Here is a 22,545-nt window from a genome sequence, read left to right as displayed (position 1 = left end):
GTCGGCGCGTAAACCTCATGCCCGGCAGCTTCCAGCAGAGGGACGACTCGCGACCAGCACCAGGCCCCGACGAATGAACCATGCACCAGCACATAGGTCCTTGATGTGTTCATGGATTTCATTGTGCTCTCCTGTTCAGGTAGTGGGAATGGGTGAAGAGATACCGGGTGTGGACAGCCCTGCAGCCCTCGGGGAGCAGCCAACCCGCGCAGGTGTACATTCGCGCGTTAAGTTACAGCCTGCGTCTCCGAGTGCATGCTGAGCCGCTAGGCAAGGGGATTGGAGCAGAGTCTGTTGATTGCGCGGGTTCGGTCGCAGACCAAGTCTGTGCGGCGTGAGATGAGTAGTCGCAGGTCGGTGCTGATTTGTCCGCCGGGAAACGTTCTGCGGGACGGTGTCTTGAGGTCATTGGATACTCAGCCCGGCCGGCGGTGGCCGGTCACGCCGTGTTCGTAAGCGAAGATGACGGCGTGCACACGGTCGCGCAGCCCGAGCTTCATCAGGATGCGGCCCACATGGGTTTTCACTGTTGATTCGGCCACGACCAGTCGTTCACCGATCTCGGTGTTGGTAAGTCCGCCGGCGATGGCCGAGAGGATTTCCCGTTCCCTGGGTGTCAGGGCCGCGAGGGCTTCGTCACCCCCGGAGAAGGGACCGGAGGGAAGCCTTTGGCTGAAGAGTTCCAGCATCCGGCGGCTGACCCTGGAGGAGATGGCGGCGTCTCCTCCGGCGACGGCTTTGATGGACGCGAGCAGCTCGGGTGGTCCGACGTCTTTGAGCAGGAAACCGCTGGCACCGGCCCGGAGCGCCGCGAAGGCGTACTCGTCGAGATCGAAGGTGGTGAGGACAATGACCCGCGACTGCGGGCAGTTCTCGGCGATTAGCTCGGTCGCGGCGATGCCGTCCATGCCCGGCATCCGCACATCCATCAGCACCACGTCCGGCGCCAGGGTACGACACATGTCGAGTCCGGTCCTGCCGTCAGCGGCTTCGCCAACGACGTCGACCGCGGGGTGGGCATCGAGTACCATCCGGAATCCCGTTCGGACAAGCGTTTGGTCATCAACGAGCAGCACCCGGATCGGGCGCTCGGACGGGATGGTTACCGGTTCCACGGGGATACCTCCCGCGGCGGGAACTGGGCGTTCACGGACCATCCACCGCTGGCCAGAGGACCCGCCTGTATCGTGCCGCCATACAGTGCGACGCGCTCACGCATGCCCACGATGCCCCGCCCGGGATGGTCTGTAGAAAGTTCTTGGTGTTGGCCGTCGTCGGTTACCGACGCAATGATCGCTTGCGGGCTGAACTGCAGAACAATCGTGACCGTTGTTGCTGCTCTTGCGTACTTCAGCGCGTTGGTGAGCCCTTCCTGGATGACCCGGTATATCGCCAGCTGGATCCCTGGGTCGGCCGGTGGAGCACCGGCAGATTGCAGGACCACCGGAAGGCCGGTGGAACGGAAGAGCGCCACCAGCGCCTGGATGTCCTCCACCTGTGGCGCGGGCGCTACTACTCCGGGTGAGTCAACGTTTTTACGTGCGTTGAGAACTCCGAGCATCCGGCGCATGTCTGCCACCGCTGTCCGGCCGGTCTCGGCGACCTGGCGCATGGCGTCTACGGCGCGGGCAGGATCAGTGGGGGCGATCTCTGCAGAACCGTGGGCCAGGGAAATCATCACTGCCAACCCGTGCGAGACGATGTCGTGCATCTCCCGGGCGATCGCGTTGCGCTCGGCCGCGGCGGCGATGCTGGCCAGGTGCTCCCGTTCTCGCGTCAGCCGGTCGGCACGGTCCACGAGGGCGGCTACGTAGTCTCGGCGCGAGCGGACGTTCAAGCCGATCAGTGCCGCGATCACGAGCACGGCAATTGCCTGGCCGGCCTGGCCCGGGTCGACCATCGACCCGGGGAGGAGGACCGCGGCGAGAAGCAGGATGCTGCTGGTTCCCAGCAGGGCAAAGACGGCATGCCGGGCCGACCTGTAGACGGCGACGGCGTACAGCGCCATGGCTGTCGCCACCGCTGCGAAGCTCTCCGGAACCGAGAACGTGATGAACATGATGCCGGCCGTTGCAGCCAACGACAACATCGGAGCGCGCCGGCGGAAGAGCAACGCAGCGCCGGAAGCCACCACCGCGAGCAACAAGAGAACGGACTCCGGGCCTTTGGTCTCGTGAACGCTAGCGGTTGCCGCCAGGGCCGGCGCTGCGTACAAGGCAGCGACCATCAGGTCTGTGATACGCGGACCGGGGCGCCACCCCCGTCGCCGATGCGGTTTTTCCGGCGACATCGGTGCCGTCAGGACCGCTTCCGGCAACGCCGCCAGGCGCTGAGCGTCTCCCGTCTTGGTCATGCTCCGGCCGCTACCTTTGTGGGGTTCATAAGAGTCCTTCGGTGTTCATATGGGTAGATGCCGGGTATCGCTCGGGCTGAGGCAGGCGTGGCCCGTCCTGCGGCCCGTGTCGAAGATCAGTGGAGTGCCAGGACCAGGTAAAGAAAGGCGAGGGCAGCCGCGACAGGAGTCATGACGAGGCGTTCGGGCCTGCTGCGGGAGATCCCGTTCATCACGACGCCGAGCGCGAAGTATGCAGTCATCACCCAGATGGTGATGGAGGTAAAAGATTCGTTGACCAAGAGCGGGACAACGGCGGCTTTGGCCAGTGCGGCGTAGGCGAAAAAAGCGTACACGCCGATGGAAACGGCGCTCCCGATCCTGAGGTTGCTCGGCAGGACACGGTGTTTTCCGCCCCAGGCCATCCTCCCGAACGGGGCCCCGGCAATAAGCGCGCTCTGGAAGATCGTCAGGCCGGTCAGAAGCGCGCAGGCGAGTGTTGCGGAAAGCTGATTTAGCGGCATTGCAAACCACTCTCTTGTCCGGTGCCGGGCAATCTATGCTCCCGCTTATGCTGAGCATATTCGCGAAAGCGCAGAAGCATGGCGACCGCCATCAGCGGGAGCACTGTTCCGTGGCTGAGAGACATCATTGTCCCGGCAGTCATAGTCCCCAGAAGGTAGGGGCCCATGGTGAGGGCTGCGGGAAGAAGCATGGCTGCCGACATCTCTCCGATCGCCCGCCAGCTGTGACGCTGATGGCGCATGTACAGGACCATCGGAACGCTCATGTTGAGCGCCATGATGATGTTCGAGAGTACGGGCAGCCGGCTCCACGGGTCGTCGACTCCGGCAACGGTCGCTCCCAGGTCGTAGACGGGGTCCAGCACGAACATTCCCGCGTACATCAGCGCGACCATCACAGCGAAGTGCTTGGCAAAGTAGAAGTATGTCGGCCGGAACTTCGGGACGGCATGGTCGGTCCGATCCATGGAATCGGGTGGGTGCGGGCGGAAATCCGAGAGATGTCACGAGTCATTCATCTGCCCCTCTGCCCGACGCCGGACGACGATTCCATGGATCGCCGGCAGGGCACCGGCGAGAATTGCGAGCAGCAGGCCGAGCACGATCAGGACCGGAACGCGGAGATAGGTTCCACTGTCCGGAAGGTTCAGATGCGCCGTGGGATAGTCGATCATTTTGGCTGCCGACAGGGCGGTGGCACGGTCGGTATGCCGCGCAAAATACTCCAGGGCCCCGTCGAAGCCGAGCACGCCGCCAGCGCCGGCAAGGGCCTCGATGGGCACGTTGCGCGATGCGGCCCAGTCCCTCAACTGCGGGTCAATGTCCTGGCCCCGAGCCGCGCCGGGGGCGATGACCCTGTCCACCGGAGGCGCCTGCGTTTCCGGGGCGGTCAGGAGGACCATCCCGTGCTTGGTGGTGACCGTCTCCGTGTCGGCGACAGCCACGGCGCGGGCTGCGAAGGACATGTTGTAAACCTCGAAGGCGCTGGCGACGTCTATCTCGCCAACCCCGTTGACCAGCCCGACGCCGATGGTCGGCCGGAACCACGGGACGAGGGCGTTGAGTCCGACGGGAACGTCCGAGACGGCGAAGGACTGGACGGGTATCGATGCTGACGCGGCAATGGACCAATCCGGGTAGTTCATAAGCCGGCCGACTCGTTCGGCTTCGCCGGCGCCGGCCAGGTCTTCCATGACTTTCAACGCGCCCGGGATGCCGGAGGTAACGCCGGCTGTGGTGGTGATCATGCCGTCCTGAACGTAGCGCAGACCTCCCGTCCATTGGACCTCGGGATGGCTCTTCTTCAGGGAAATCAGACGTGACCAGTGGCTTGTGGCCGTGCGGCCGGTCAAGAGGCCGGCTCCGGCCAGGACGTTCGATCCGTTACAGACGCCCAGGACGCGGGCCCCGCGACCTGATTGGTCCACGATCCAGTCCCGCATGGCGGTTTCCTCCGGCCCCTCCGGGGTGCCGACGGCCGGGACAACGACGACGTCCGGCTGGCGGGCCTTGCCCGATCGAACGTCGTCGAACGTGTAGGTGGGCACTATGGCCGGACCCCCGTCAACGGGGGCAGGGGAGGACTGCGCTGCGATTGTGTAGACGGAGAAATTCGGGGAGCTGGCAAACACCTCGTAGGGAGCCAGAACGTCACTCCCTACGGTGCCGGACGAACCCAGAACGACGGCGACAGCGATTTTGCCGGAGGAAGAGGGCCTGTTCACCGGGAGGTTATGCGGGTCCTGCGCTGGCGGCGCGATATGGCTTTCGGCATCAGCCACCTCTGCGCCGGCGAAAGCCAGCGCAGCCACAACGAGCAGCGACAATCCCGCCGGGAGAGCGGCGTGAAAAAGACGTCTTGAGCGGGAAGCCATGAGCGGTCTCGATTCCGTGTGAATTTGCGGGCTGTCACCGTGTGTGCACCCTGCGTTGCTCTTCACGCTACGGATTGCCCGCTTCCCGTACGTCGGCCCAGGGGACACTCCCCAAGACGTGCAACCGGTACCTGGGTACTACAGGGTCGCCACCAACCGGCGCCCCTACGGCTGCCAACCGCAGCCCTGGTAAGAGGACTGGATAGGCCCAAAACACGATTCCCGGACGCTTACCGCGCGAGCGCTGGTAAGAATGTAGTCTCGGCGCCGGCAGCCTTCGCCTCCGTGACCGCGGTCCTCGCCGCGATGGTCGCCTTCGAGCGAGTGCACTTCGCCGATCCACGGCAGCGGTAGCACAGCGAATCGTCGGCTCAGAAGCGTCCGCGGACGGCTTCGAGTTCGGCGACGACTCCGGCCGGTTCGTGGTCGAGTGGCATGTTGTCGCGGTCAAGGACGGCATCGAGCGCAGCCGCCCGGTCCGTTTGCAAGTTGCCGAACAGCGGGTTCAGGTCGGTCTGCGCTGGCCCGGTCTCTGCGACGAGCTCCAGCGTCTTGTGGTCGGCAGCATCCGAAGTGAGCGACGTGACGAGGACTTGGGCGATTTGGGCGCGGGAGACCACACCATCAGAGGGATCGCTTGCCCACCGCGTGTCGCCTTGCAGCATAATGAGCCGGTGTTGGCGGGCATCGTTGTAGTCGAACCAGCCGGGACGGACGATCGTGTACGGCAGACCGCTGGCCCGGACGAGCCGTTCACCGCGGCGCTTCCAGTCGTGACCGGGCGTGTGCTTCGTGACCCCGATCGCGGTCATCAGGGCGATGCGTGCCGGAGCTGCCAGGACGCTCAGGACGTTGCGCACGGCGCCGTAGTCCACCGCTTCGGCTTCCTTCGCGCCGCCGGGGCTGCCGTGGGCGAAGACGATGCCGGTGACACCCTGGATGACGCCCCGGAGGGTTTCGGCGTCCGTGAGGTCGCCAACGACGATCTCGGCGCCGTCGGGAATCCGGTCCGTCCGGGATTCGGCACGTACCAGGGCTCTGGTCTCAAAGCCCGCCTCGAGTGCCTGAGTGACGGCGAGCTGTCCAATGCTGCCGCTGGCGCCGACGACGAGCACCGTGGACATTTCTTCAGTCATGTTCGTTCCTTTCCTTAGTTGTTGCTGGCTGCTTGATCCCGGATCGTCGTGTTGGCGCCGCTGAACGTGAATCAGCCGGGTCCCCTCGGTCCGCCGCGTCATCGGGCACCGGCGCCGGGAGCGCTCGCCCCAGTAGGTTGGCTGCCGCGAAGTCCGTGCGACGATCCCGCACTCACATAGGCGCCGGTCACGGCATTCGCGCCGGCGGCATGCCCGCGATGCCGACCTGCAACGCCGCATCGACTTCCGGCACCATTGCTGTCCCCATGAGCGAGCTGCACTACTACGTGGACATCCTTCGAAACGAAGGGCCCGTGTACTTTTCGCTCGACTCGGAAAGGCCAGCATCCAATTTCCTGTCCGCCGCCCCCGAACCAACGGGCGACGGCGAAGGACCGTAGAAACCGCCCAATTCGTGCGGGCCCTCATTGTTTCCACTTGGAGGCTTAGTCGTGCGTGGGCGGGAGGATATGGCGGACGTTTTTCTCGCTTGTACGCGACCGGGTCACCGAAGGCCACGAAGCCACCGAACGGGCTGTTGGCCATCGTGGCCTGGATGGTCTCGCCGTCGTCCTCGGTGATTTTCGTCCAGAGGGCCTCACCGTGGGTTGCGACCTTGGCGAAGGAGCTCGGCAGGAATCGCTCGGGCCAGTCGGCGGGGTCCTCCCGGTCATGATCTCGAAGTCTTCAGGGGACACTACTGGTTGTTTGCTCATAGACCTCATGTGTGCGGAGCGGGTGCTGACGGTTCCCGTTGGCGTTGCAGTCGCGTGTCAGAACCGGAATGACCAGGCGGCCGTGCCGGTGAACCGGTACGCGGACGAGGCGGCCTTCGCGGTGAAGTTCACCGTCTTGCCGTTGGCGGCCTTGTAGGTCCCGGCCGGGACCGGCTTCCCGTCGACGAAGTAGCCGACTCCCGCCTTCGCCGGGATGCTGTACCGGTTGGTGGTGCTGTTCATGGCCGGCTTTGCCGCGGTCACGGCCTTGCGGAAGTCGAGGCTCCAGCTCGAGGTGCCGGTCAGGATGCTGCCGGGGGCCGCCTTGGCCGTGATGGTGATCCTGGTGCTCCGGGAGTAGGTGCCGGGCGGCTTCACGGCGCCGTTGACGAGGTATGTGACATTGCCCGTTGCCGGGATCGTGTAGGTGCCCTTGGCCTGGTTGAATTTGGGGGCGGCGGGGGTCACGGCCAGGGACGAGAGGTCATAGGACCACGTCTTCAGGGTACGGCCGGCCGCTGTTTTGACGCCGATGGCAACCATGATGCTGCGGAACGGGTAAGTGCCGGCGGCCCTCACCGCCCCATCAACGAGGTAGATGACCCCGGTCTTGGCCGGGATCGTGTAGGTCAACTTTTCCCAGTCGACCGTTGGGTCGGGGGCCGCGATGCCGGGGCTGGTCGGGAGTGCGGATCGGCCGTCGAAGTAGTCGCGCGGGCTGTTGTACGACCCAGCCGGGACGGCGCCGGCCGGGTAGCCGAAGTGGTTCGCGGTTGCGTAGGTGCCCTTGGCGCTGATGCCGATGCCCATGAAGGTGGCGTCTGGCTGTGACATGTTCGCGTTGTGTCCGGGCGAACTGATCCATCCGTTGACGAGGTCCTGGCCGCGGTAATAGCCGAGGGCGATGTTTTCGGATGCCGAGAAGTATCCGGCCGGCGCACCGGTCGTGTAGTCGCTGTTGTGGTCAAAGCGTCCTGTCGCTGCCATCCTGTTGCTCCACTTTTGCGAGATGGTGGCGATTTTGACGTTGAACTTCAGGGCCTTCAGGTGTTTGGTTGCCCGAAACCTGTTGATCGCGTCGAAGGTATCGATGATCATCTGGCGCTTACTTGCCGGGAAGAGATCCAGGGATTCCGCGGACGCGGACTTGGCGGCGACCGGCGCGGGCGCCGCGGACGCTCCGCAGATCGGGCCGGCCACGAGTGCAGCCGTGAGCAGTGTTGCCCCCAGCGTTATGCTGATTTTCAATTGTCCCCCAAAGAAGTTGCCGGCGCGGAGATTTCTGCGTCCAGGATGGATCCTACGTTCCCGCAGGTCAGACCGTGAACTGCACATCCGCAGGCTGACTGCCCACTGGTACGCTGGCGCTCAATACGACGGGGGCGGCATGGTATCTAGGGACAACCTGAACGAGCGGCTCGCCGCCGCGCGGAACGAGGACGCAATGCGCCAGCAGGCCATTGACCTCTCCATCGCTGCGTCCCATATGGCCCTCGACCGACTCGTGACCGCTATCCAGGACTCCGTCGCTTTCCTCGCAGCCCATGAGGTCCCCACGCTTCCGCTGGTCGCCGAAAGCTACCCATCCACGTTGTGGGCCGGCTTCCGGAAGGCCGAGGACCAGGTCGGAACCGGCTGGCCCGTCGGAGGCGCCTATGGGATTGCGGTCGCCGCCGACGGCAAGCTGTGGCAGACCGAACGGGTCGTCACCGACGGGCGAGAAACCAGGCAGTGGGCGGCCTTCGACTTCGGCAGCATCCGTGAGACTCACGCGGCAGCAGTACGTGACGACGCCAATGCGCGGCATGATCCTGGTGTTCCCGGCCGTGACGTGGGAGCCTGTCCACGGCTTCCTGGGCGACCCCGACGCTGCCATCCAGCTTCACCCTGATCCGCAGGACCCGTTCTGTTTCGATCTCGAAGACCTTTTGGCCGGTGGTGCGGTGCGCCTCGTCCGGGAGCACACGGCAGGGCAGGCTGCCGCTGAATGAAGGCATAGAGAAACCGGACCGGCATAGGCCGACCCGGTGTTCTCGTTTCGTGGGCGAGGTCTTAGCTCCACAGCGTGCGCAGAAAGCCCCATAACAGGCAGGATTTAGAAGCCCGGTGCAATCTTCGATCCGTGAGTCCCGGTCCAGTGTGAAGGCCGGACGGTGACGTAAGCGAACGCTCTAAAACCTCATGTGTGCGGAGCCGGGAAGCTCTCTCACCGGTCAGGCAGCGAGCAGCCCGCCGTGTCCGAGCCCGGCCAGGGCTTGCAGGGACCGTTCACGGACTGCCGGCCATTCCTCGGTCAGCAGGGACAGGATGACAATGTCCCGCCAGGTGCCGTCGACACGCCGGGAGGACCGCCGACCGGTGCCCTCCACCGTGAAACCGAACCGGTTCAGGGAGGTAAGGGAGCAGTGGTTGCGGGGGTCCACGTCGCACTCGATGCGTCCGGCACCCCGGGAGAACAACCAGCCCAGCAACGCGGTCTTGACCTCGTGGTTGGCGTGCATACCCAAGAATGCCGGGCTGATGACGGTCCGGCCGATCTTGACCCGTTCGGTGCGGGCGTGGGATTCGGTGCCGCCTGTCGTGTCGACGAACAGCGGGCCGCGGGGAAGGCCGGTGTAGTCGATGGCCAAGATCCGCAGGCCCTCGTGCCGACGGCGGACCAAGGCGACCAGCTCATCGTGGTTCCCGGGCCAGTGGTCGCTGTCGCCGAACCCCTGGGCCCAGATGGCGTCGTTGGCCAGGATGGCCGCCAGCGGTTCGACATGGGCGTCCGTGAACGGGCTGAGGATGAATCGGCCGGTGGCCGTGGGGAGTGTTGGCAGGGTGTGGGGGAGTCGCAGTGTCATGTCGGCCTGTCGGCCTCTCGGCCTCTCGGTCGTGCGGGATCGCTGCTGAGAGCCGGCCGGCTGGCCGTTCCGACCGGTTGTGTGCGGTCGAAGACCAAATCGTCGTCCCCGCTGAAGATTTTCAGGTAAACGGCGCATGAATTCCTGCCTGACCTGCACCTACTCATGAATAATGGCGGTGGGGGCGGTGAGTTTGTGGGCTGATCCTCATGCATTGACGGACAGACATTCGCCGAGAAGAAAGCTGGACCATGATTGAGGCATACGGTCTAACGAAGACATACGGGAAGCGGACCGCCGTGGACGGCGTGACGTTTACTGTCCAGCCTGGGCAGGTCACCGGCTTCCTGGGCCCTAACGGCGCCGGCAAATCCACGACCATGCGCCTGATCTTGGGGTTGGACCGACCAACCTCAGGCGGGGTCCTCGTCAACGGCCGCCCGTACGCGGAGCACGCGGCACCGTTGAAAGAGGTCGGCGCACTCCTGGACGCCAAGGCTCTCCACCCGGCCCGCAGCGCCGTCAAGCACCTGTCCGTCCTGGCCGCCACGCACGGCATCCGGCGCAGCCGGGTCGATGAGGTCATGGCGATGACTGGAATCACCGATACCGCCCGGAAGCGCGTCAAGGGCTTCTCCCTCGGCATGGGCCAACGGCTCGGTATCGCCGCTGCTCTGCTGGGCGACCCTAGAACCGTGATCTTCGACGAGCCAGTGAACGGGCTCGACCCCGAAGGCGTCCAGTGGGTGCGCACCCTTTCCCGCCATCTCGCCTCCGAGGGCCGGGCCGTGTTCCTGTCCTCGCACCTGATGAGTGAGATGGCACAGACTGCCGACCATCTGATCGTTATCGGCCGTGGCCGGATTATCGCCGATGCTCCTGTCGCGGAGATCCTCGCCCAAGGGCAGGACCGGACACTGGTCCGCAGCGACCAGGCGCATCAGCTGCAGGCTGGCCTGGCCTCCGCCGGGATCACCTTCCGCGAACTGGAATCGGGGCTGCTGGAAGTCGCGGGCGCCGAGCCACGCCGGATCGCCTGGATTGCCCGGGAGCATGACGCTCTGATCCACGAGCTGACGCCGGTCCGGGCCTCGCTCGAAGAGGCGTACATGGAATTGACCCGAGATGATGTTGAATACCGCTCCGGCGCACTGGCCGGGGCAGGAGAGGTGACCCGATGACCACCGCCGTACCCACCAGCCGTCGCGCTGCGGCCGCCGTCCGCCAGGACAACGGGATAGGGCTCACCTTCCTTCGGGCCGTGCACGCCGAATGGATCAAGCTGACGTCCCTGCGCTCCAGCTTCATCATCCTCACCATCGCGTTTCTGGGCATGGTCGGAATCAGCCTGCTCAGCACCCTGTCCGTGGTCGACATGGCCTCTGGCTACATCGCCTACGGCGCGGACCCAGCGGGCAGCGAAGCCCAACTGGGCACGGTGGAGGAGTTCGGCGTGATGGCCCGCGGCGTGGCATCCAACGGCATTGTCATCGGCCAGTTCCTGATCGCCTCCCTGGCCGTCATGCAGATCGGCTCCGAATACGGCACCCGCATGATCATCACAACCCTCACCGCGGTGCCCCGCCGGATCACCGCTGTCCTGGCCAAGACGCTCGTGGTCGCCGGCACCTCCTTCATCGTTGGAGTCGCCGCGGCCCTCACCTCCTACGCCATCGCCCAGCCGCTCCTGGAGCCCCACGGGCTCAGCTATCCACTCATCGCTGACGGGGTTATCCGGGCCATCTTCAGCACCGGGGCCTACCTCGCCCTGGTCGCCGTCCTCGGCCTGGGTATCGGGACACTGCTGCGCAACAGCGCCGGCGGCATCGTGGCCACGCTCGGAGTGCTCATCGTCCTTCCGATCATCGTGGCGATACTTTCCAGCGTGAACGGCTCGTTCAGGGACCTTGGGCTCTACCTGCCCACGTCCGCCGGCACCGACATGGTGGCAATCCGCACCGCGCAGGACCATCTGACCCAGGCCCAGGGAGGCCTCGTTGTCCTAGCCTGGGCGGCGGCGGCCCTGGCTGGGGCGCTCGTGAGCGTGAAGCGCCGGGACGCCTGAACAAAACAGCAACCTCATACGGGTGCCCGGCAACAGTCACGGCAGCCTGCATATACTGCGGGTCGCCTAACCGAGCGGCGGCTTAGCGAGAGTCGAGCAGGTCACGAGGAGTTGTACCTGTGTTCGTCCTTGCTGACCACCGGGTACGCATCCACCTCGATACGGCAGGCGACGATTCCAGCGAAGCCCAGATTGGTACTGCCGTGCTTCCTGCATTGGTGACGCTCATAGACACGGCCGACCCGGCCGGCAGCCGGTAGGCGATGCCCTGGCTGCCTTTGGTGTTCATGAGCGGCAGTTCACCGCGGTACGTCTGTGAGCCCTCGGGTGTCGTCCAGTTCACCGTGGCGCGCACCGCATTGCCGGGCGCCAGGAACTCCACGAGGACAGTCGCAGGCTCAACAGACCCGGCGGGGCGGATGTTCGCTGACACCGCCTGGCTGACCGCGCCCACGAACAGGGCAGCCACGCCGGTTCCAATCCAGAACCATTGCTTAGCTGTGGGCATTGCCTGTCCTTCTGTGGGTCCTCTGGGCCGGGAGGTCGGCTGTTCGGCTATGCGCAGCCTACCGTGGCCGGCCTTTCGGGCCACATGCGTTCGACGTCGAGTTCCAGACCGAAGGCTGGAGAGCCAAGCGGCAACTGCACGGCCTCGGGGCTATGGTTCGATCACAAGTGCGATTGTAGGGATGACGGGAACGGCTGATCCCCAAAAGAATCAGTGACGCCGATGCTGCGGCGCCCCCGGTCGGTTGGACAATTAGTCCAGCAGGACCTTGGTGACGGCAGTTCCCCACGGAGGCCAGATCATAGGCTCACCACTCAATGCGGATCACTTTCGCGTGTCCAAGGTCGTCCGTCTAAAGGTGGCGTGTACATTGTCCACACCGCTTATACGGGATGCTGTGGCTCATTGGGACCTTTCCGCTGTGGGCCTCCCACACCTGCGACGCCCTTCGCGATGTCCACAAGGAGACCCGAAGTCGGCCGGCTCACCGCGGCGCTGGGCTGGGTCAAGGAACCGCAAGGATGAAGACCGCGGCGACGCGCAGGCCATCGGCTCCCCGACGGGGCGTGCCGGTTCCGCGACACGGGAATAGCGGGGCTATGGTGTACGTTTCCGTGCCGTCAGCTAAAAACGCCCGAAAAGAGAAGACCCAAGTGGCAACCGATTACGACGAAGTACGTTCTGACGTCAAGGAATCACAGGACCGGTCCCTGGAGGCGCTGCAGTCCGCGAACGCTCCGGACGCCCAAAGTGTCGTCCGTGCGCTGGACGAATCCGATGCTCTGGATGAGGCCATGGCCCCCGGTGGGGAGTTTGTCTCCGAGGAACTCATTGTTCAGGTGATTCCCCAGGCCGAGGACGAGTTCACCTGCTACTCCTGCTTCCTGGTCCGGCACCGGTCCCAGCTCGCCCGTGAAAAGGACGGCCACTCGTACTGCATCGAGTGCGAGGGTTAGAACGCTCCTGCTCCAGATGCCCGGCCATTGGTCCTGGTCCAGGCAAGAGCCGAAAGAAGGAAGCGATGAACACCCCTCCATACCTGCGCTGGGACGAATCAGGCCAGCAGCAGCTCCTCGCCCGGGCTGAAGCGCTGCTCCAGCGGCGCGGACGGTGCCTGCTCGGAATAGCCGGCGCGCCCGGTGCCGGAAAATCCACCGTCTCCGAATCGCTGCTGCCGCACCTGCTCACCAATCATGCCCGGCAGGTCGCCCTGGACCCCGTGGACGGCTATCACCTGGCGCAGTCGTTGCTCGAGTCCGGCGGCCTTGAGCACCCCAAGGGCGCTCCGGACACCTTCGACGGAGTCGGATACGTTGCCTTTGACCAACGCGTACATCTCACGGGTCGGCCGGTGCCCGTACTTCCCGGGCCGCACCAGCTCCCCGAAGTGCTCGATGTCGGAGCCGGCCGGGGCGGCAGGGGTCCGGCTGCCCGTAGATAGGGTCATGGTCGATTGCTAACTGAGGACTGGGTTGTTCATGGTCGGGTGACCAGGAATCTTTGGGCGCGCGTCGGCAATGCCGTCCGAGGAGTGAAGTTCCGCCCAGGTTTGCTGCGGTGCCAGCATCCGCGGTGACTCGTCGAGGACCGGCACCGTCCGGGGCGGAGGAGGGGGGTGACCCGCTGCCGGGCCGGTTTGCGTTGCCCGGGGATGCTCTGGGCTGGCCGGGCCGCAGCGGCAGCGATCTGCGGTCCGCTGATGAGCGACCACTTTTCGGGGCGAAGCCGGTGCAGAAAGACCTGGCCGACAACCGCGTCGCGGCAGGGCAGCAGAACGCACCGTATTCCTTGCCGGAGGCCTTGGTGCGACGAAGCTTGATGACGGCATTGGGCACGTCGGCCTTCGTTTCTCTGATCCACCGGTCGACGACGCGGTGGATCTCCGGCCGGTTCTCGAAGCGCTTCGGGCCGACCTCGTCCCTGACCTGGATGTTCGGGACCCGGGTTCACCGTTTGCCCGGCCCGGGGCTGCCAGCGGTCCACACGAGCATGGGCTTTTCGCATTTCCAGCACGCGTTCAGTGTCGCCCAGATGAAGATGTCGGATGCGGGCGGCACCCGGTTCGGGCCGAAGGCGGAGGACGCCGGGGCGCTGTATTCGTGCGTCTGCTGGACGGCGAGCTCGAACGCGGCGCGTCTGGCCTCGTCGGCTTTCAGCTGGGCGATGCGACGTTCCTAGTCGGCTTTCCGGGCGGCCACCTGCAGGGCCGGAGATCCTTGCGGCCAGTTCGGGCCGTGCAGGAGTGGCAGCAGATGAACGCGTCCATGCTCTTGGCCTGCGCGACGAAGTCCTGACTGACGTCGATCCGGAGCAGCTGTTCGACGACGTCCGGGATGTCCGAGGTTTTGCGGAAACCTGTCACGGCCGCCGGCACGGTGGTGGCGCTCCACTCCAGCGGCCGGGGCACGAGCCTCACGGGGAAGATGCCGCCCTCGAAGTACCGCTGGCTTCGGGCCGCGTACAGGTCCGGCGTCTGGGAGGACAGCTGGACTTCGAACGCCACCTTCCGTGCCCCGTCATCGGACTCGGCGAGGACGTCGACGATCCACTCACGGGAAGGATGCGGGTGCTCGATGATGGCGCGCCACCCCGGCAGCCGGTCGATGCCCACGGCCAGGGCCTCCTGCATGGCCAAGTGCTGCGGCGTCTCACCGCCATGCTCGACATCACAGCCGGCGGTGGACAGGTGCGCGAAGAACCTGGTGTCACCGCGGGCCTTGGCTTCGGCCCGGACACCGCACAAGGGCATGACCAGTTATTTGCGCTCATCCGCGGACTCCAGCGTCAGCCAGGACTCACGCGTGTGCTTCGTGGCATCGACCCGTTCCCCATCAAGCATGGCCACCAGCGGCATTGTCCACCTCGTTAGCGGCCGTTGCCGCTGACGGACCGATTCAACCACGGCCGCAGCGATCTTGCGAGAGACATCATGCCGGGGGTGCGGCGGCCATCGGCGATCGGCGACGCCTACTGAGTCGGGGCACAGGCGGCATATCACGACACACTCGACCCTGTTGCGGTATCTGGCGCGCGTTTAAGGAAAAACACAACGTCATATGGTGGATCTGTGGTTAGACTCGCGGCGTAGGCGAGCGGGCTGGTCCGGCGCAGAAGAATCTATGGGGGGAACATGCTTCGCATTGCCAGTAAGCTGCGTATGCGGCTGGCCATTTCAGTCTTGGTCTGTTTATCGCTTTTGTTCGTTGGGGGCCACCCCGCAGCAGCCGTCGTTGACACGTCGACCGCCAGCATCAGCGGGAGGATCACCGCTCCCGCCGGCGTCACAATGACCTCATTGAGCGTGATGGCGATGACCAGTTCCAACGGCTACGCGGGCAGCGGCGTGGTTAGTGCCGACGGAACGTACACCGTGTCTTACCTGCCAGCAGGCTCCTACAAACTGAGCTTCGGTGCTGTTTCTGGCTACGACAGCGGCACACTGACGCAGTGGTACAGCAACGCGACCACTTTCGAGACTGCCATCCCGGTGACCGTGACGGCGGCCCAGGCTGTCACCGGCATCAACGTCACCCTAAAGAAGGATTCCCGCATCAGCGGAAAGGTCACTGCGCCGCCCGGCGTCAACTTGACCAAAGTGATTGTCTATTCCCAAATGGCCGCATCCGGCACGCAGACGGGGTTTTCCTTCGTTGGCGCCGACGGGACCTACAAGATTACCGGCCTGGTGGCGGGCCGTTACAAACTTCAATTCGGCGGGGTCGACAGCAACGCCCTATGGCAGTGGTACAGCAACTCGACCTCCTCCGAGACCGCAACCGCCGTGACCGTCACCGCCGGCCAGGCCGTCACTGGCATCAACGTCACCCTCAAAAAGGCTGCCAGCATCAGCGGAAAGATCGATGCTCCGCCCGGCGTCGACCTGACGCATCTGAATGTAGCGGTGGCGCCGGTGACCGGCTCTGGCGTCTACGGAGGTTTTTCGGACGTGGGCGCCGACGGGACGTACAAGGTGCCTGAACTGTCCGCCGGAAGCTACAAACTGCAGGTCACTCCGGGGGACACCAGCGCGGCTCCTCAGTGGTACGTCAATGCGAGCTCATTTGAGACGGCCACCGCCGTGACCATTTCCGAAGGCCGGAACCTCACCGGCATCAACGTCACAGTCAAGACGGGCGCCACCATCAGCGGGAAAATTACCGCGCCCCCCGGCGGCGATCTGACCGGCGCCAACGTGTATGTGTTCCCGACCGGGACCCGGATAACGAGCATCCCGGGCATTCCCGTAGGCGCCGACGGAACCTACAAAATCTCCCAACTGGTGGCAGGCAGCTACAACCTGTTCTTCCAGGGAACACGCACCATCCCTCCGCAGTGGTACAAGAACGCGACCTCCATAGAGACGGCAACCCCGGTGACCCTTGCCACTGGTCAGAACCTGACCGGCATCAACATGGCCCTATTCCTCAAGCCATTGGTCCTCGGGCCAACTCCGGTGCCGACAATCACGGGCACGGCGAAAGTCGGATCCACGCTAACCGCGGTCCCGGGCACCTGGGGACCGGCCTCGGTGACTTTGGCGTATCAGTGGATAGCCAACGGCGTCGCCGTCACAGGGGCGACCGCCGCCACCTTCAAGCCCGCCGCGGCCCAGATGGGCAAGACACTCACCGTCAGTGTTACCGGAATGAAGGTCGGCTACACCATGAACACGAAGACCTCCACGGCCACGGCTGCCGTCGCTGCGGGCACGCTCGGACCGGCTCCGGTGCCGACAATCACGGGCATGGCGAAAGTCGGTTCGACGGTGACGGCTGTCCCGGGAACCTGGGGACCGGCACCGGTGGCCCTGGCCTATCAGTGGAAGGCCAACGGCATCGCCATCACGGGCGCGACAGCCGCCACTTATAAAGTCGCCGCGGCTCAGCTCGGCAGGACTCTCACGGTCGCAGTCACCGGTACGAAGGCTGGCTACACGACAAAGTCGAAGACCTCCGCGGCCACGGCAGCGATTGCCGCGGGCTCGCTCGGGCCGGCGCCGGTGCCGACGATCACGGGCACGGCGAAGGCGGGCTCCACCCTGACTGCCGTCGCGGGTACGTGGGGACCTGCGCCGGTGACCCTGACGTATCAGTGGAAGGCCAACGGAGCCGCCATCACCGGCGCGACCGCCGCGACCTACAAGCTCACGACGTCCCAGGCAGGCAAGACCATCACGGTTACCGTCACCGGCACCAAGACCGGCTACAGCACCAAGTCGAAAACCTCGGCGTCGACAGTCCAGGTCGTGTGACAACGGGCCTCGTGCCCGACAAGTAGCCGACTGTCGCGAGTAGGCTACCTGACGTGTCAGGAAGCGGGTTCCAGTTTGGCGAGGCACTCTGCGACCGCTCCCGTCACGGCGCGCCTTGGGGCATTTGGCCAGCCACCGCTTCAGCACGGCGATCTCCTCGTCCTTCTGGGAGAGCCTTCGGTGGACGACGGCGGCCTGCTCGGTGTACCGGGGCGCCGGCTCACGGCCCCCGCGGCCCTTTTCGGCGGCCTCGATGGCTTTGTAGTAGAGGACTAGGGCTTCATCGAGCCGGCCGTCGCGTTTCAGCTGCTTGATCGGCTCCACGAGCTCGAGGTAAGCACGCCGTCGACCATGCCGCGCTTGAACTGGGCCGCTCGTGTCCCGCCGCCGGCCAAGGCTTCCTGAACCGTGTCGCGCCGGTCCCGGTAGGCCGCATTGGCGCGTTCGGCCGCTGTCAGGGCCGGCGGGTCTTCCTGGATGTGGTGCCATTCCGGAGCCGAGCTGGCCGAGGATGCGGTGGCGACTTCCGGCGGAGCCCGGCACCGTCCTGCAGTATTTCAACGCCCGCGATGAGCGGATCATCGCCGTGCTGTGCGACACCGGCCTCTGGCGGGTCACCGCCGCCACCGGACGTGGTGCCGTGCACCAGCTCTCCTGGACCCCGGCGGCCCTGGCCGCCGATCTGTGGCGGGTGACCTACTACGATGTCGTCCCGGAGCCCTGACAAGCGGAAACATGGCGACAACAGCCACGCCAGGTATTACGATCATCTGTGGGGCCGGGGGACCGGCCCGAAGACTTGGGGGAACAATTGAAAACACTCGCCGTCCGTCTCGGCATCGCCGGGGCACTCGCCGCGCTCTCGCTTGCGGGCCTCGCCGTGCCGGCTCACGCCTCATTGACGGCGGACCCCTGCGGTCCCGTCGTCGACTCCGTCAAATTCTGTACGGCCGAGAACGGAGCGGGCTACGCCCTGCTGGTCGACACCGCCGCCGCAGGCCCGCGGCCCGGCATCAGCGGAGCCCTCCAGGTCGGCAGCACCGTGACCGTTGTCGACGGCACCTGGGATCCCGCGGACGCCACCTTCACGCACCAGTGGCTGCGCAACGACGTGCCGGTCCTCGGCGCCACCGGCCCGACCTACCTGCTCACCGAGGCGGACCTCGGCAAGGGCATCCGGGTCAAGACCACGGCGACAGCCTCGGGCTACGCCAAGACGACCCTACAGTCCACCAAAACCGTCCCCGTCACGAATGCCGGCGCCGCCGTTCCCTCCATTCAGGCATCGGGCGTCTCGTTCCAGTTGGTCGGTGAAGGCACCAGCCTCGACGATCCCAGCCGCCTCGTGATCGCCATGCCCGGGTCGTTTTCGGGAGCGCCGGTCATCTACTTCCAGTACCAGTGGCTTCGCGACGGTGAGCCCATCCCGGGTGCCACCGCGAAAATGTTCGACACCACGGGATGGGGTTCGACGGGGCTGCTCAGCGTCAGGATCACCGGCCACGCTCCCGGGTTCACACCGGCCACGCGGACCTCGCTCCCGAGAGGCGTGTCCGAATTCAACCCCACCCCGGGCACGGTGGTCACCGGCAACACCGGGCTCGGGGACGTCCTCACCGCCGTCGACGAGATTCCCTGGCAGGGCTTCACCGGGCCGGGTGAACCGATCGGGCACACCTACACCTGGCTGCGGGACGGTGTCCTCATTCCCGGAGCCACCGGGATGACCCGCAGCATCACTGCCGAGGACCAGGGGCACACACTGGTCGTGGAGACACACAGCACGAGGCGTTGGTCTTACGGCACCTCCTACTCCAACGCGGTCGCCGTGCCGGCTGCCGCGGGCACAGGTGTCGAGCTGAAGCCGCTGAGGAACGTCACCAAGCTCGTCCTGACCGGGTCCTTCATGACCGGCACGCCGATGACCGTGACGGCCGGCACCTGGTCCGAACCGGCCGAGAAACTGACGTTCACCTACGACTGGATGCTGCCGGACGGAAGGATGTGGGACGCCGGCCCGAGCTACGCCCCGGGCAGGTTCCAACTTAACCAGATCGTCTCCGTCTTCGTGACGGTCTCGGCCCCAGGCTATGCCCCGACCCGCATTAAAGTCATCGCACCCAAGCCCTTGAGCATGCATGACCCGGATCAGACCAAAGCCCCGGCCATCAGCGGCACAGCGACCGTGAGGGAGACACTAACCGTCAACGCCGGCGTCTGGACCCGCTATGACATGAGGGTGGTGAAAGAGTCCCGCCAGTGGCTGCGCGACGGCGCCCCGATCGCCGGGGCGACCGGCAGCGACTACACCCTGGTGGGGGCAGACTTCGGCAAGAAAATCTCCGCCAGAGTCACCTCCACGATCGAAGGCAAGATCCTGACAACCCAGACGGTCAACACCCCGGCGAAGGTCGCCGCTGCGGCACTGGTTGCGGCCTCGCCGACGATAGCCGGCACCGTCACGGCCGGGAACGTCCTGACCGTGAAGCGGGGCACCTGGACCTGGGGCACCGCCTTCACGTACCGCTGGCTGCGCAACGGCGTCACGATCTCCGGAGCCACGGAGCCGACCTACAAGGTCCGGACCGCCGACAAAGGCGCCAGGATCACGGTCCGGGTCACGGGCTCCCGCCTCGGCTACACCACCGTCACCAAGACGAGCGGCTCCTACACCGTGCGCTGACCGGCCGGTGCTATTCAGAGGGCAGCGTCCGCGAGGGGGCTGCCAGACATTGCGATCATCTGCGGGGCCGGGGGACCGGCGCGAAGACTGGGGGAAGAATTGAACAAGAAGACTGTCTGTCTCGCCGCCGTCGGGACACTCGCCCTGTTGCTTGCCGGGCTGGCCGCTCCTGCGCAGGCCGATACCGGGGGGTGCGGCCCGGTGGTTGACTGGGTCAAATACTGCACCGCAGCTGACGGCTCCGCCTACCCGGTGTTGATCAATGAGGCCGCCACTGGCCCTCGCCCGGTCGCCGCCGGCACACTGCTGGTCGGCAACACGCTCACCGTCTTCGACGGCGCCTGGGAACCGGCCGACGCAACATTCACGCACCAATGGGTCCGCAACGACGTTCCCATCCTCGGCGCTACGGGTGCCACGTACACGCTTACCAGGGCGGACGCCGGCAAGTACGTCCGGGTCACGACCACAGCGACGGCGCCCGGCTACGCGACGACTACGATGTGGTCCCTCAAGGGCGCGCCCGTTTCGAATGCCTCCGGCCCCATCAAGTCACTCCATCCGGCCACGACCTTTACGGTCGAGCCCGCGACCACGTACCCGGCCCTGCCGAGCCCCATCATGGTTGCCCGCACGGGCAGATGGATCGACTGGGGTCTTGCCCGGGACGTCCAGTTCAACTACCAGTGGCTGCGCGACGGCGAGCGCATCCCGGGCGCCACCGGCCGAACGTTCGACCGCACAGGCTGGGGACCGACGGGGGCGCTCAGCGTCCGGGTCAACGCCTTCGCCGCCGACTACGATCCGGTCACCGTCATCGGACACGCCGGATCCGGCTCATTCTCCCCGGCGACTCCCGGCGCCGTGGTTACCGGCGGAACCGGTCTCGGGGAAATCCTGACTGGCACCGACGATGTACCTTGGCAGGACAGCATTCTGGGCCCGAACCGGTACCCGCACGCCTACCAGTGGCTGCGAGACGGTGTCGCGATTCCCGACGCAACCCCCCTGACCTACACCATCACGGCCGAGGACCAGGGCCACACCCTGGTGCTGTTCACCGACACCGATAAATACGATGCCCACTCCAACGCGGTAGCCGTACCGGCGGCCGCAGGCCTCGAGCTGAAACAGCTGACGAACGTCGCCAAACCGGTCCTGACCGGCGACGCCCTGACCGGGCGGGCCATGTCCGTGACGCCCGGCACCTGGTCCGCGCCATCCGAAACCCTGACCGTCACCTACAACTGGCTGTCACCGGACGGAAAAGTGTCCGGCACCGGCCCGACCTACAGCCCGGACGCGAACGACGTCGGGGCCACGGTCACCGTCCTCGTGACCGCCTCAGCCCCCGGCTACGCCATGGCCCGGGTCAAGGTCACCGCTCCGAACCCCGTGACAGTTCCTGACCCAGCACAGAAGGTCCGGCCCGTTATAGGCGGAAACTTCCGGGTAGGTGCATTCATCGGCGTGGGATTCGGCGTCTGGGCCGATTACCGCCCGGGACTCACCTGGTCCCGGCAATGGTTCCGCGACGGGGTCCCGATCACGGGCGCCACCAGCACGCAGTACCATCTGGCGCCTGCGGACTTCGGAACGGACATTTCCGTCAAGGTAGCTTTCACGCTGGACGGCAAGCCCCTGAAGACCCAGACGATTAAGGCCGCGGCGAAAATTGGGCCCGCCAACATCAAACCCGGGGTACCGACGATCACTGGCACAGCCAAAGCCGGGAAAGTGCTCACCGCGAAGCCCGGAACCTGGACGCGCGAAACGAAGTTCACGTACCGCTGGCTGCGCAACGGCGTCGCGGTCTCCGGAGCCACCGCCTCGACCTACAAAGTCCGGACGGCCGACCGGGACAAAAAGATCACCGTGCAGGTCACGGGCACCCGACACGGGTACACCAGCGCCACCACGGTCAGCGAGGCCCTCTTCGCCCGCTGATGCGCCACCACGGCACGGGCTTCAGCGTCGGTGATCCAGTCGAACACCGCGCCGCCGACGTCCGGACGGCCACGGCCGGCTCGCCGTAGCGGACGCCGAGGACCTAGTCCCGGCCGGTGAGGGCCCGGATGCCGCGGCGCAGCAGCGCGACATCGTCCTTGAGCTGGCCGTCCAGGATGTGTGGCGGGTTCCGGCGCACGAAGGTGCGGACGAGGTCGGTGCCGAGGGGGTGGTTGTCCTTGGCGTAGGCCAGCCGGTCCAGGGAGACCGCGAACCGGGCTTGCGGGTCGGCTTCGATCCGCGCTTTCGTATCGAGAAGCATCTGGTCAGTCATGGTTCTCCCTAGAAGGCTGTCTCTGGTTCGCGGGCCGAGATCCGCTCGGCCAGGGTCGGCGCTCCGGCGGTGATGCGGCGCGCGCTGTCCCGGGCTTCGGAACGTGTGTACATTGACCCTGCTCGGGTCCCTCTGACGCTTGTCGCGGCTGGTGCCTGGCTGCCGCGGTGGCCTGTGAAGTTGTGTGGGTGGCGGTTCAGGTCCCTGGCTGGTGGGCCCTCCGCCTGCTGGGATGTGGGCTCATTCGGGCCTCCTTTTCTGACTTGTTCTGGTGGCCCTGGTTGGTCTTGTACCTGTTCATGCCGCGGGGTGCCGCTGACGACATGACC

At 65.6% G+C, this 22,545-nt stretch carries 23 protein-coding genes; 10 read left to right on the top strand and 13 right to left on the bottom strand.

Annotated features, from left to right (window positions below; all coding sequences use genetic code 11):
• Positions 1 to 416 precede the first annotated feature (416 nt).
• From AC1DDO_RS04885 to AC1DDO_RS04860, 6 genes are all read right to left on the bottom strand, one after another.
• Positions 417 to 1,115, bottom strand: a complete 699-nt coding sequence (locus AC1DDO_RS04885) for a response regulator (protein ID WP_476869849.1) — start codon at positions 1,113 to 1,115, stop codon at positions 417 to 419.
• Positions 1,103 to 2,290 (bottom strand): sensor histidine kinase, encoded by a 1,188-nt coding sequence (locus AC1DDO_RS04880; protein WP_476869851.1) that lies wholly within the window; start codon positions 2,288 to 2,290, stop codon positions 1,103 to 1,105. Before AC1DDO_RS04880 ends, AC1DDO_RS04885 begins: the two co-directional genes overlap by 13 nt.
• A gap of 179 nt (positions 2,291 to 2,469) precedes the next feature.
• Complete coding sequence (locus AC1DDO_RS04875) at positions 2,470 to 2,856, bottom strand: hypothetical protein (RefSeq protein ID WP_476869848.1); 387 nt, start codon at positions 2,854 to 2,856, stop codon at positions 2,470 to 2,472.
• Positions 2,847 to 3,323: a hypothetical protein gene (locus AC1DDO_RS04870; RefSeq protein WP_476869847.1), complete on the bottom strand. Its 477-nt coding sequence runs from the start codon at positions 3,321 to 3,323 to the stop codon at positions 2,847 to 2,849. Before AC1DDO_RS04870 ends, AC1DDO_RS04875 begins: the two co-directional genes overlap by 10 nt.
• 36 nt (positions 3,324 to 3,359) lie before the next feature.
• Complete coding sequence (locus AC1DDO_RS04865; RefSeq protein ID WP_476869846.1) at positions 3,360 to 4,580, bottom strand: DJ-1/PfpI family protein; 1,221 nt, start codon at positions 4,578 to 4,580, stop codon at positions 3,360 to 3,362.
• A gap of 521 nt (positions 4,581 to 5,101) precedes the next feature.
• Positions 5,102 to 5,866: an SDR family oxidoreductase gene (locus tag AC1DDO_RS04860; RefSeq protein WP_476971557.1), complete on the bottom strand. Its 765-nt coding sequence runs from the start codon at positions 5,864 to 5,866 to the stop codon at positions 5,102 to 5,104.
• A 266-nt stretch (positions 5,867 to 6,132) separates the two neighbouring features.
• Here AC1DDO_RS04860 and AC1DDO_RS04855 point away from each other — a divergent pair, with 266 nt between their 5' ends.
• Positions 6,133 to 6,267, top strand: a complete 135-nt coding sequence (locus tag AC1DDO_RS04855) for a hypothetical protein (RefSeq protein WP_476971556.1) — start codon at positions 6,133 to 6,135, stop codon at positions 6,265 to 6,267.
• Between the two features lie 372 nt (positions 6,268 to 6,639).
• On the opposite strand, the gene AC1DDO_RS04850 is transcribed toward AC1DDO_RS04855, so the two are convergent.
• Positions 6,640 to 7,830 (bottom strand): CAP domain-containing protein, encoded by a 1,191-nt coding sequence (locus AC1DDO_RS04850; protein ID WP_476971555.1) that lies wholly within the window; start codon positions 7,828 to 7,830, stop codon positions 6,640 to 6,642.
• Between the two features lie 67 nt (positions 7,831 to 7,897).
• A complete protein-coding gene (locus tag AC1DDO_RS04845) occupies positions 7,898 to 8,353 on the bottom strand; it encodes a hypothetical protein (RefSeq protein ID WP_476971554.1) in 456 nt (151 codons plus the stop codon).
• On the opposite strand from AC1DDO_RS04845, the gene AC1DDO_RS04840 reads away from it, so the two are divergent.
• Positions 8,343 to 8,573, top strand: coding sequence for a hypothetical protein (locus tag AC1DDO_RS04840; RefSeq protein WP_476971553.1), 231 nt, complete (start codon positions 8,343 to 8,345; stop codon positions 8,571 to 8,573). The genes AC1DDO_RS04845 and AC1DDO_RS04840 overlap by 11 nt on opposite strands.
• Before the next feature lie 222 nt (positions 8,574 to 8,795).
• Here AC1DDO_RS04840 and AC1DDO_RS04835 read toward each other — a convergent pair whose 3' ends face one another.
• On the bottom strand, positions 8,796 to 9,428 hold the full coding sequence (locus AC1DDO_RS04835) for a GNAT family N-acetyltransferase (RefSeq protein ID WP_476971552.1): 633 nt from the start codon (positions 9,426 to 9,428) through the stop codon (positions 8,796 to 8,798).
• A gap of 251 nt (positions 9,429 to 9,679) precedes the next feature.
• Here AC1DDO_RS04835 and AC1DDO_RS04830 point away from each other — a divergent pair, with 251 nt between their 5' ends.
• Positions 9,680 to 10,609: an ABC transporter ATP-binding protein gene (locus tag AC1DDO_RS04830; protein ID WP_476971551.1), complete on the top strand. Its 930-nt coding sequence runs from the start codon at positions 9,680 to 9,682 to the stop codon at positions 10,607 to 10,609.
• Positions 10,606 to 11,493 (top strand): ABC transporter permease, encoded by an 888-nt coding sequence (locus AC1DDO_RS04825; protein WP_476971550.1) that lies wholly within the window; start codon positions 10,606 to 10,608, stop codon positions 11,491 to 11,493. Before AC1DDO_RS04830 ends, AC1DDO_RS04825 begins: the two co-directional genes overlap by 4 nt.
• Positions 11,494 to 11,575: 82 nt before the next feature.
• On the opposite strand, the gene AC1DDO_RS04820 is transcribed toward AC1DDO_RS04825, so the two are convergent.
• The gene (locus AC1DDO_RS04820; protein WP_476868783.1) at positions 11,576 to 12,001 is read right to left on the bottom strand and encodes a hypothetical protein; all 426 of its coding nucleotides are present in this window, start codon (positions 11,999 to 12,001) and stop codon (positions 11,576 to 11,578) included.
• A gap of 653 nt (positions 12,002 to 12,654) precedes the next feature.
• On the opposite strand from AC1DDO_RS04820, the gene AC1DDO_RS04815 reads away from it, so the two are divergent.
• Positions 12,655 to 12,957, top strand: coding sequence for a DUF4193 domain-containing protein (locus AC1DDO_RS04815; RefSeq protein ID WP_476868782.1), 303 nt, complete (start codon positions 12,655 to 12,657; stop codon positions 12,955 to 12,957).
• A gap of 98 nt (positions 12,958 to 13,055) precedes the next feature.
• Here the strand turns inward: AC1DDO_RS04815 and AC1DDO_RS04810 are convergent, their stop codons facing one another.
• Positions 13,056 to 13,448: a hypothetical protein gene (locus AC1DDO_RS04810; protein ID WP_476971549.1), complete on the bottom strand. Its 393-nt coding sequence runs from the start codon at positions 13,446 to 13,448 to the stop codon at positions 13,056 to 13,058.
• Positions 13,449 to 13,729: 281 nt separating this feature from the next.
• Between AC1DDO_RS04810 and AC1DDO_RS04805 the strand changes: the two genes are divergently transcribed.
• Positions 13,730 to 14,179, top strand: a complete 450-nt coding sequence (locus AC1DDO_RS04805; RefSeq protein WP_476868780.1) for a hypothetical protein — start codon at positions 13,730 to 13,732, stop codon at positions 14,177 to 14,179.
• Here the strand turns inward: AC1DDO_RS04805 and AC1DDO_RS04800 are convergent.
• Entirely contained in the window at positions 14,154 to 14,750 is a 597-nt protein-coding gene (locus AC1DDO_RS04800; protein WP_476868779.1) for a competence protein CoiA family protein, read from the bottom strand. The two genes, AC1DDO_RS04805 and AC1DDO_RS04800, sit on opposite strands and share 26 nt — an antisense overlap.
• 561 nt (positions 14,751 to 15,311) lie before the next feature.
• Between AC1DDO_RS04800 and AC1DDO_RS04795 the strand changes: the two genes are divergently transcribed.
• The 4 genes from AC1DDO_RS04795 (at position 15,312) to AC1DDO_RS04780 (ending at position 21,882) form a co-directional block, all read left to right on the top strand.
• The gene (locus tag AC1DDO_RS04795; RefSeq protein WP_476868778.1) at positions 15,312 to 17,252 is read left to right on the top strand and encodes a hypothetical protein; all 1,941 of its coding nucleotides are present in this window, start codon (positions 15,312 to 15,314) and stop codon (positions 17,250 to 17,252) included.
• 511 nt (positions 17,253 to 17,763) lie between these two features.
• Entirely contained in the window at positions 17,764 to 17,976 is a 213-nt protein-coding gene (locus tag AC1DDO_RS04790) for a hypothetical protein (protein ID WP_476868777.1), read from the top strand.
• A gap of 87 nt (positions 17,977 to 18,063) precedes the next feature.
• Positions 18,064 to 19,935 carry a hypothetical protein gene (locus AC1DDO_RS04785; RefSeq protein WP_476868776.1) on the top strand — a complete coding sequence of 624 codons (1,872 nt, stop codon included), beginning with the start codon at positions 18,064 to 18,066 and terminating at the stop codon, positions 19,933 to 19,935.
• A gap of 99 nt (positions 19,936 to 20,034) precedes the next feature.
• On the top strand, positions 20,035 to 21,882 hold the full coding sequence (locus AC1DDO_RS04780; RefSeq protein WP_476868775.1) for a hypothetical protein: 1,848 nt from the start codon (positions 20,035 to 20,037) through the stop codon (positions 21,880 to 21,882).
• Between the two features lie 103 nt (positions 21,883 to 21,985).
• On the opposite strand, the gene AC1DDO_RS04775 is transcribed toward AC1DDO_RS04780, so the two are convergent.
• Entirely contained in the window at positions 21,986 to 22,216 is a 231-nt protein-coding gene (locus AC1DDO_RS04775; RefSeq protein WP_476868774.1) for a hypothetical protein, read from the bottom strand.
• Positions 22,217 to 22,545: the final 329 nt, after the last annotated feature.

It is taken from the genome of Arthrobacter sp. 10N43, assembly GCF_056394525.1.
The sequence above is the reverse complement of the archived record's forward strand: the minus strand, read 5'-3'. Positions and strand labels throughout refer to the sequence as shown.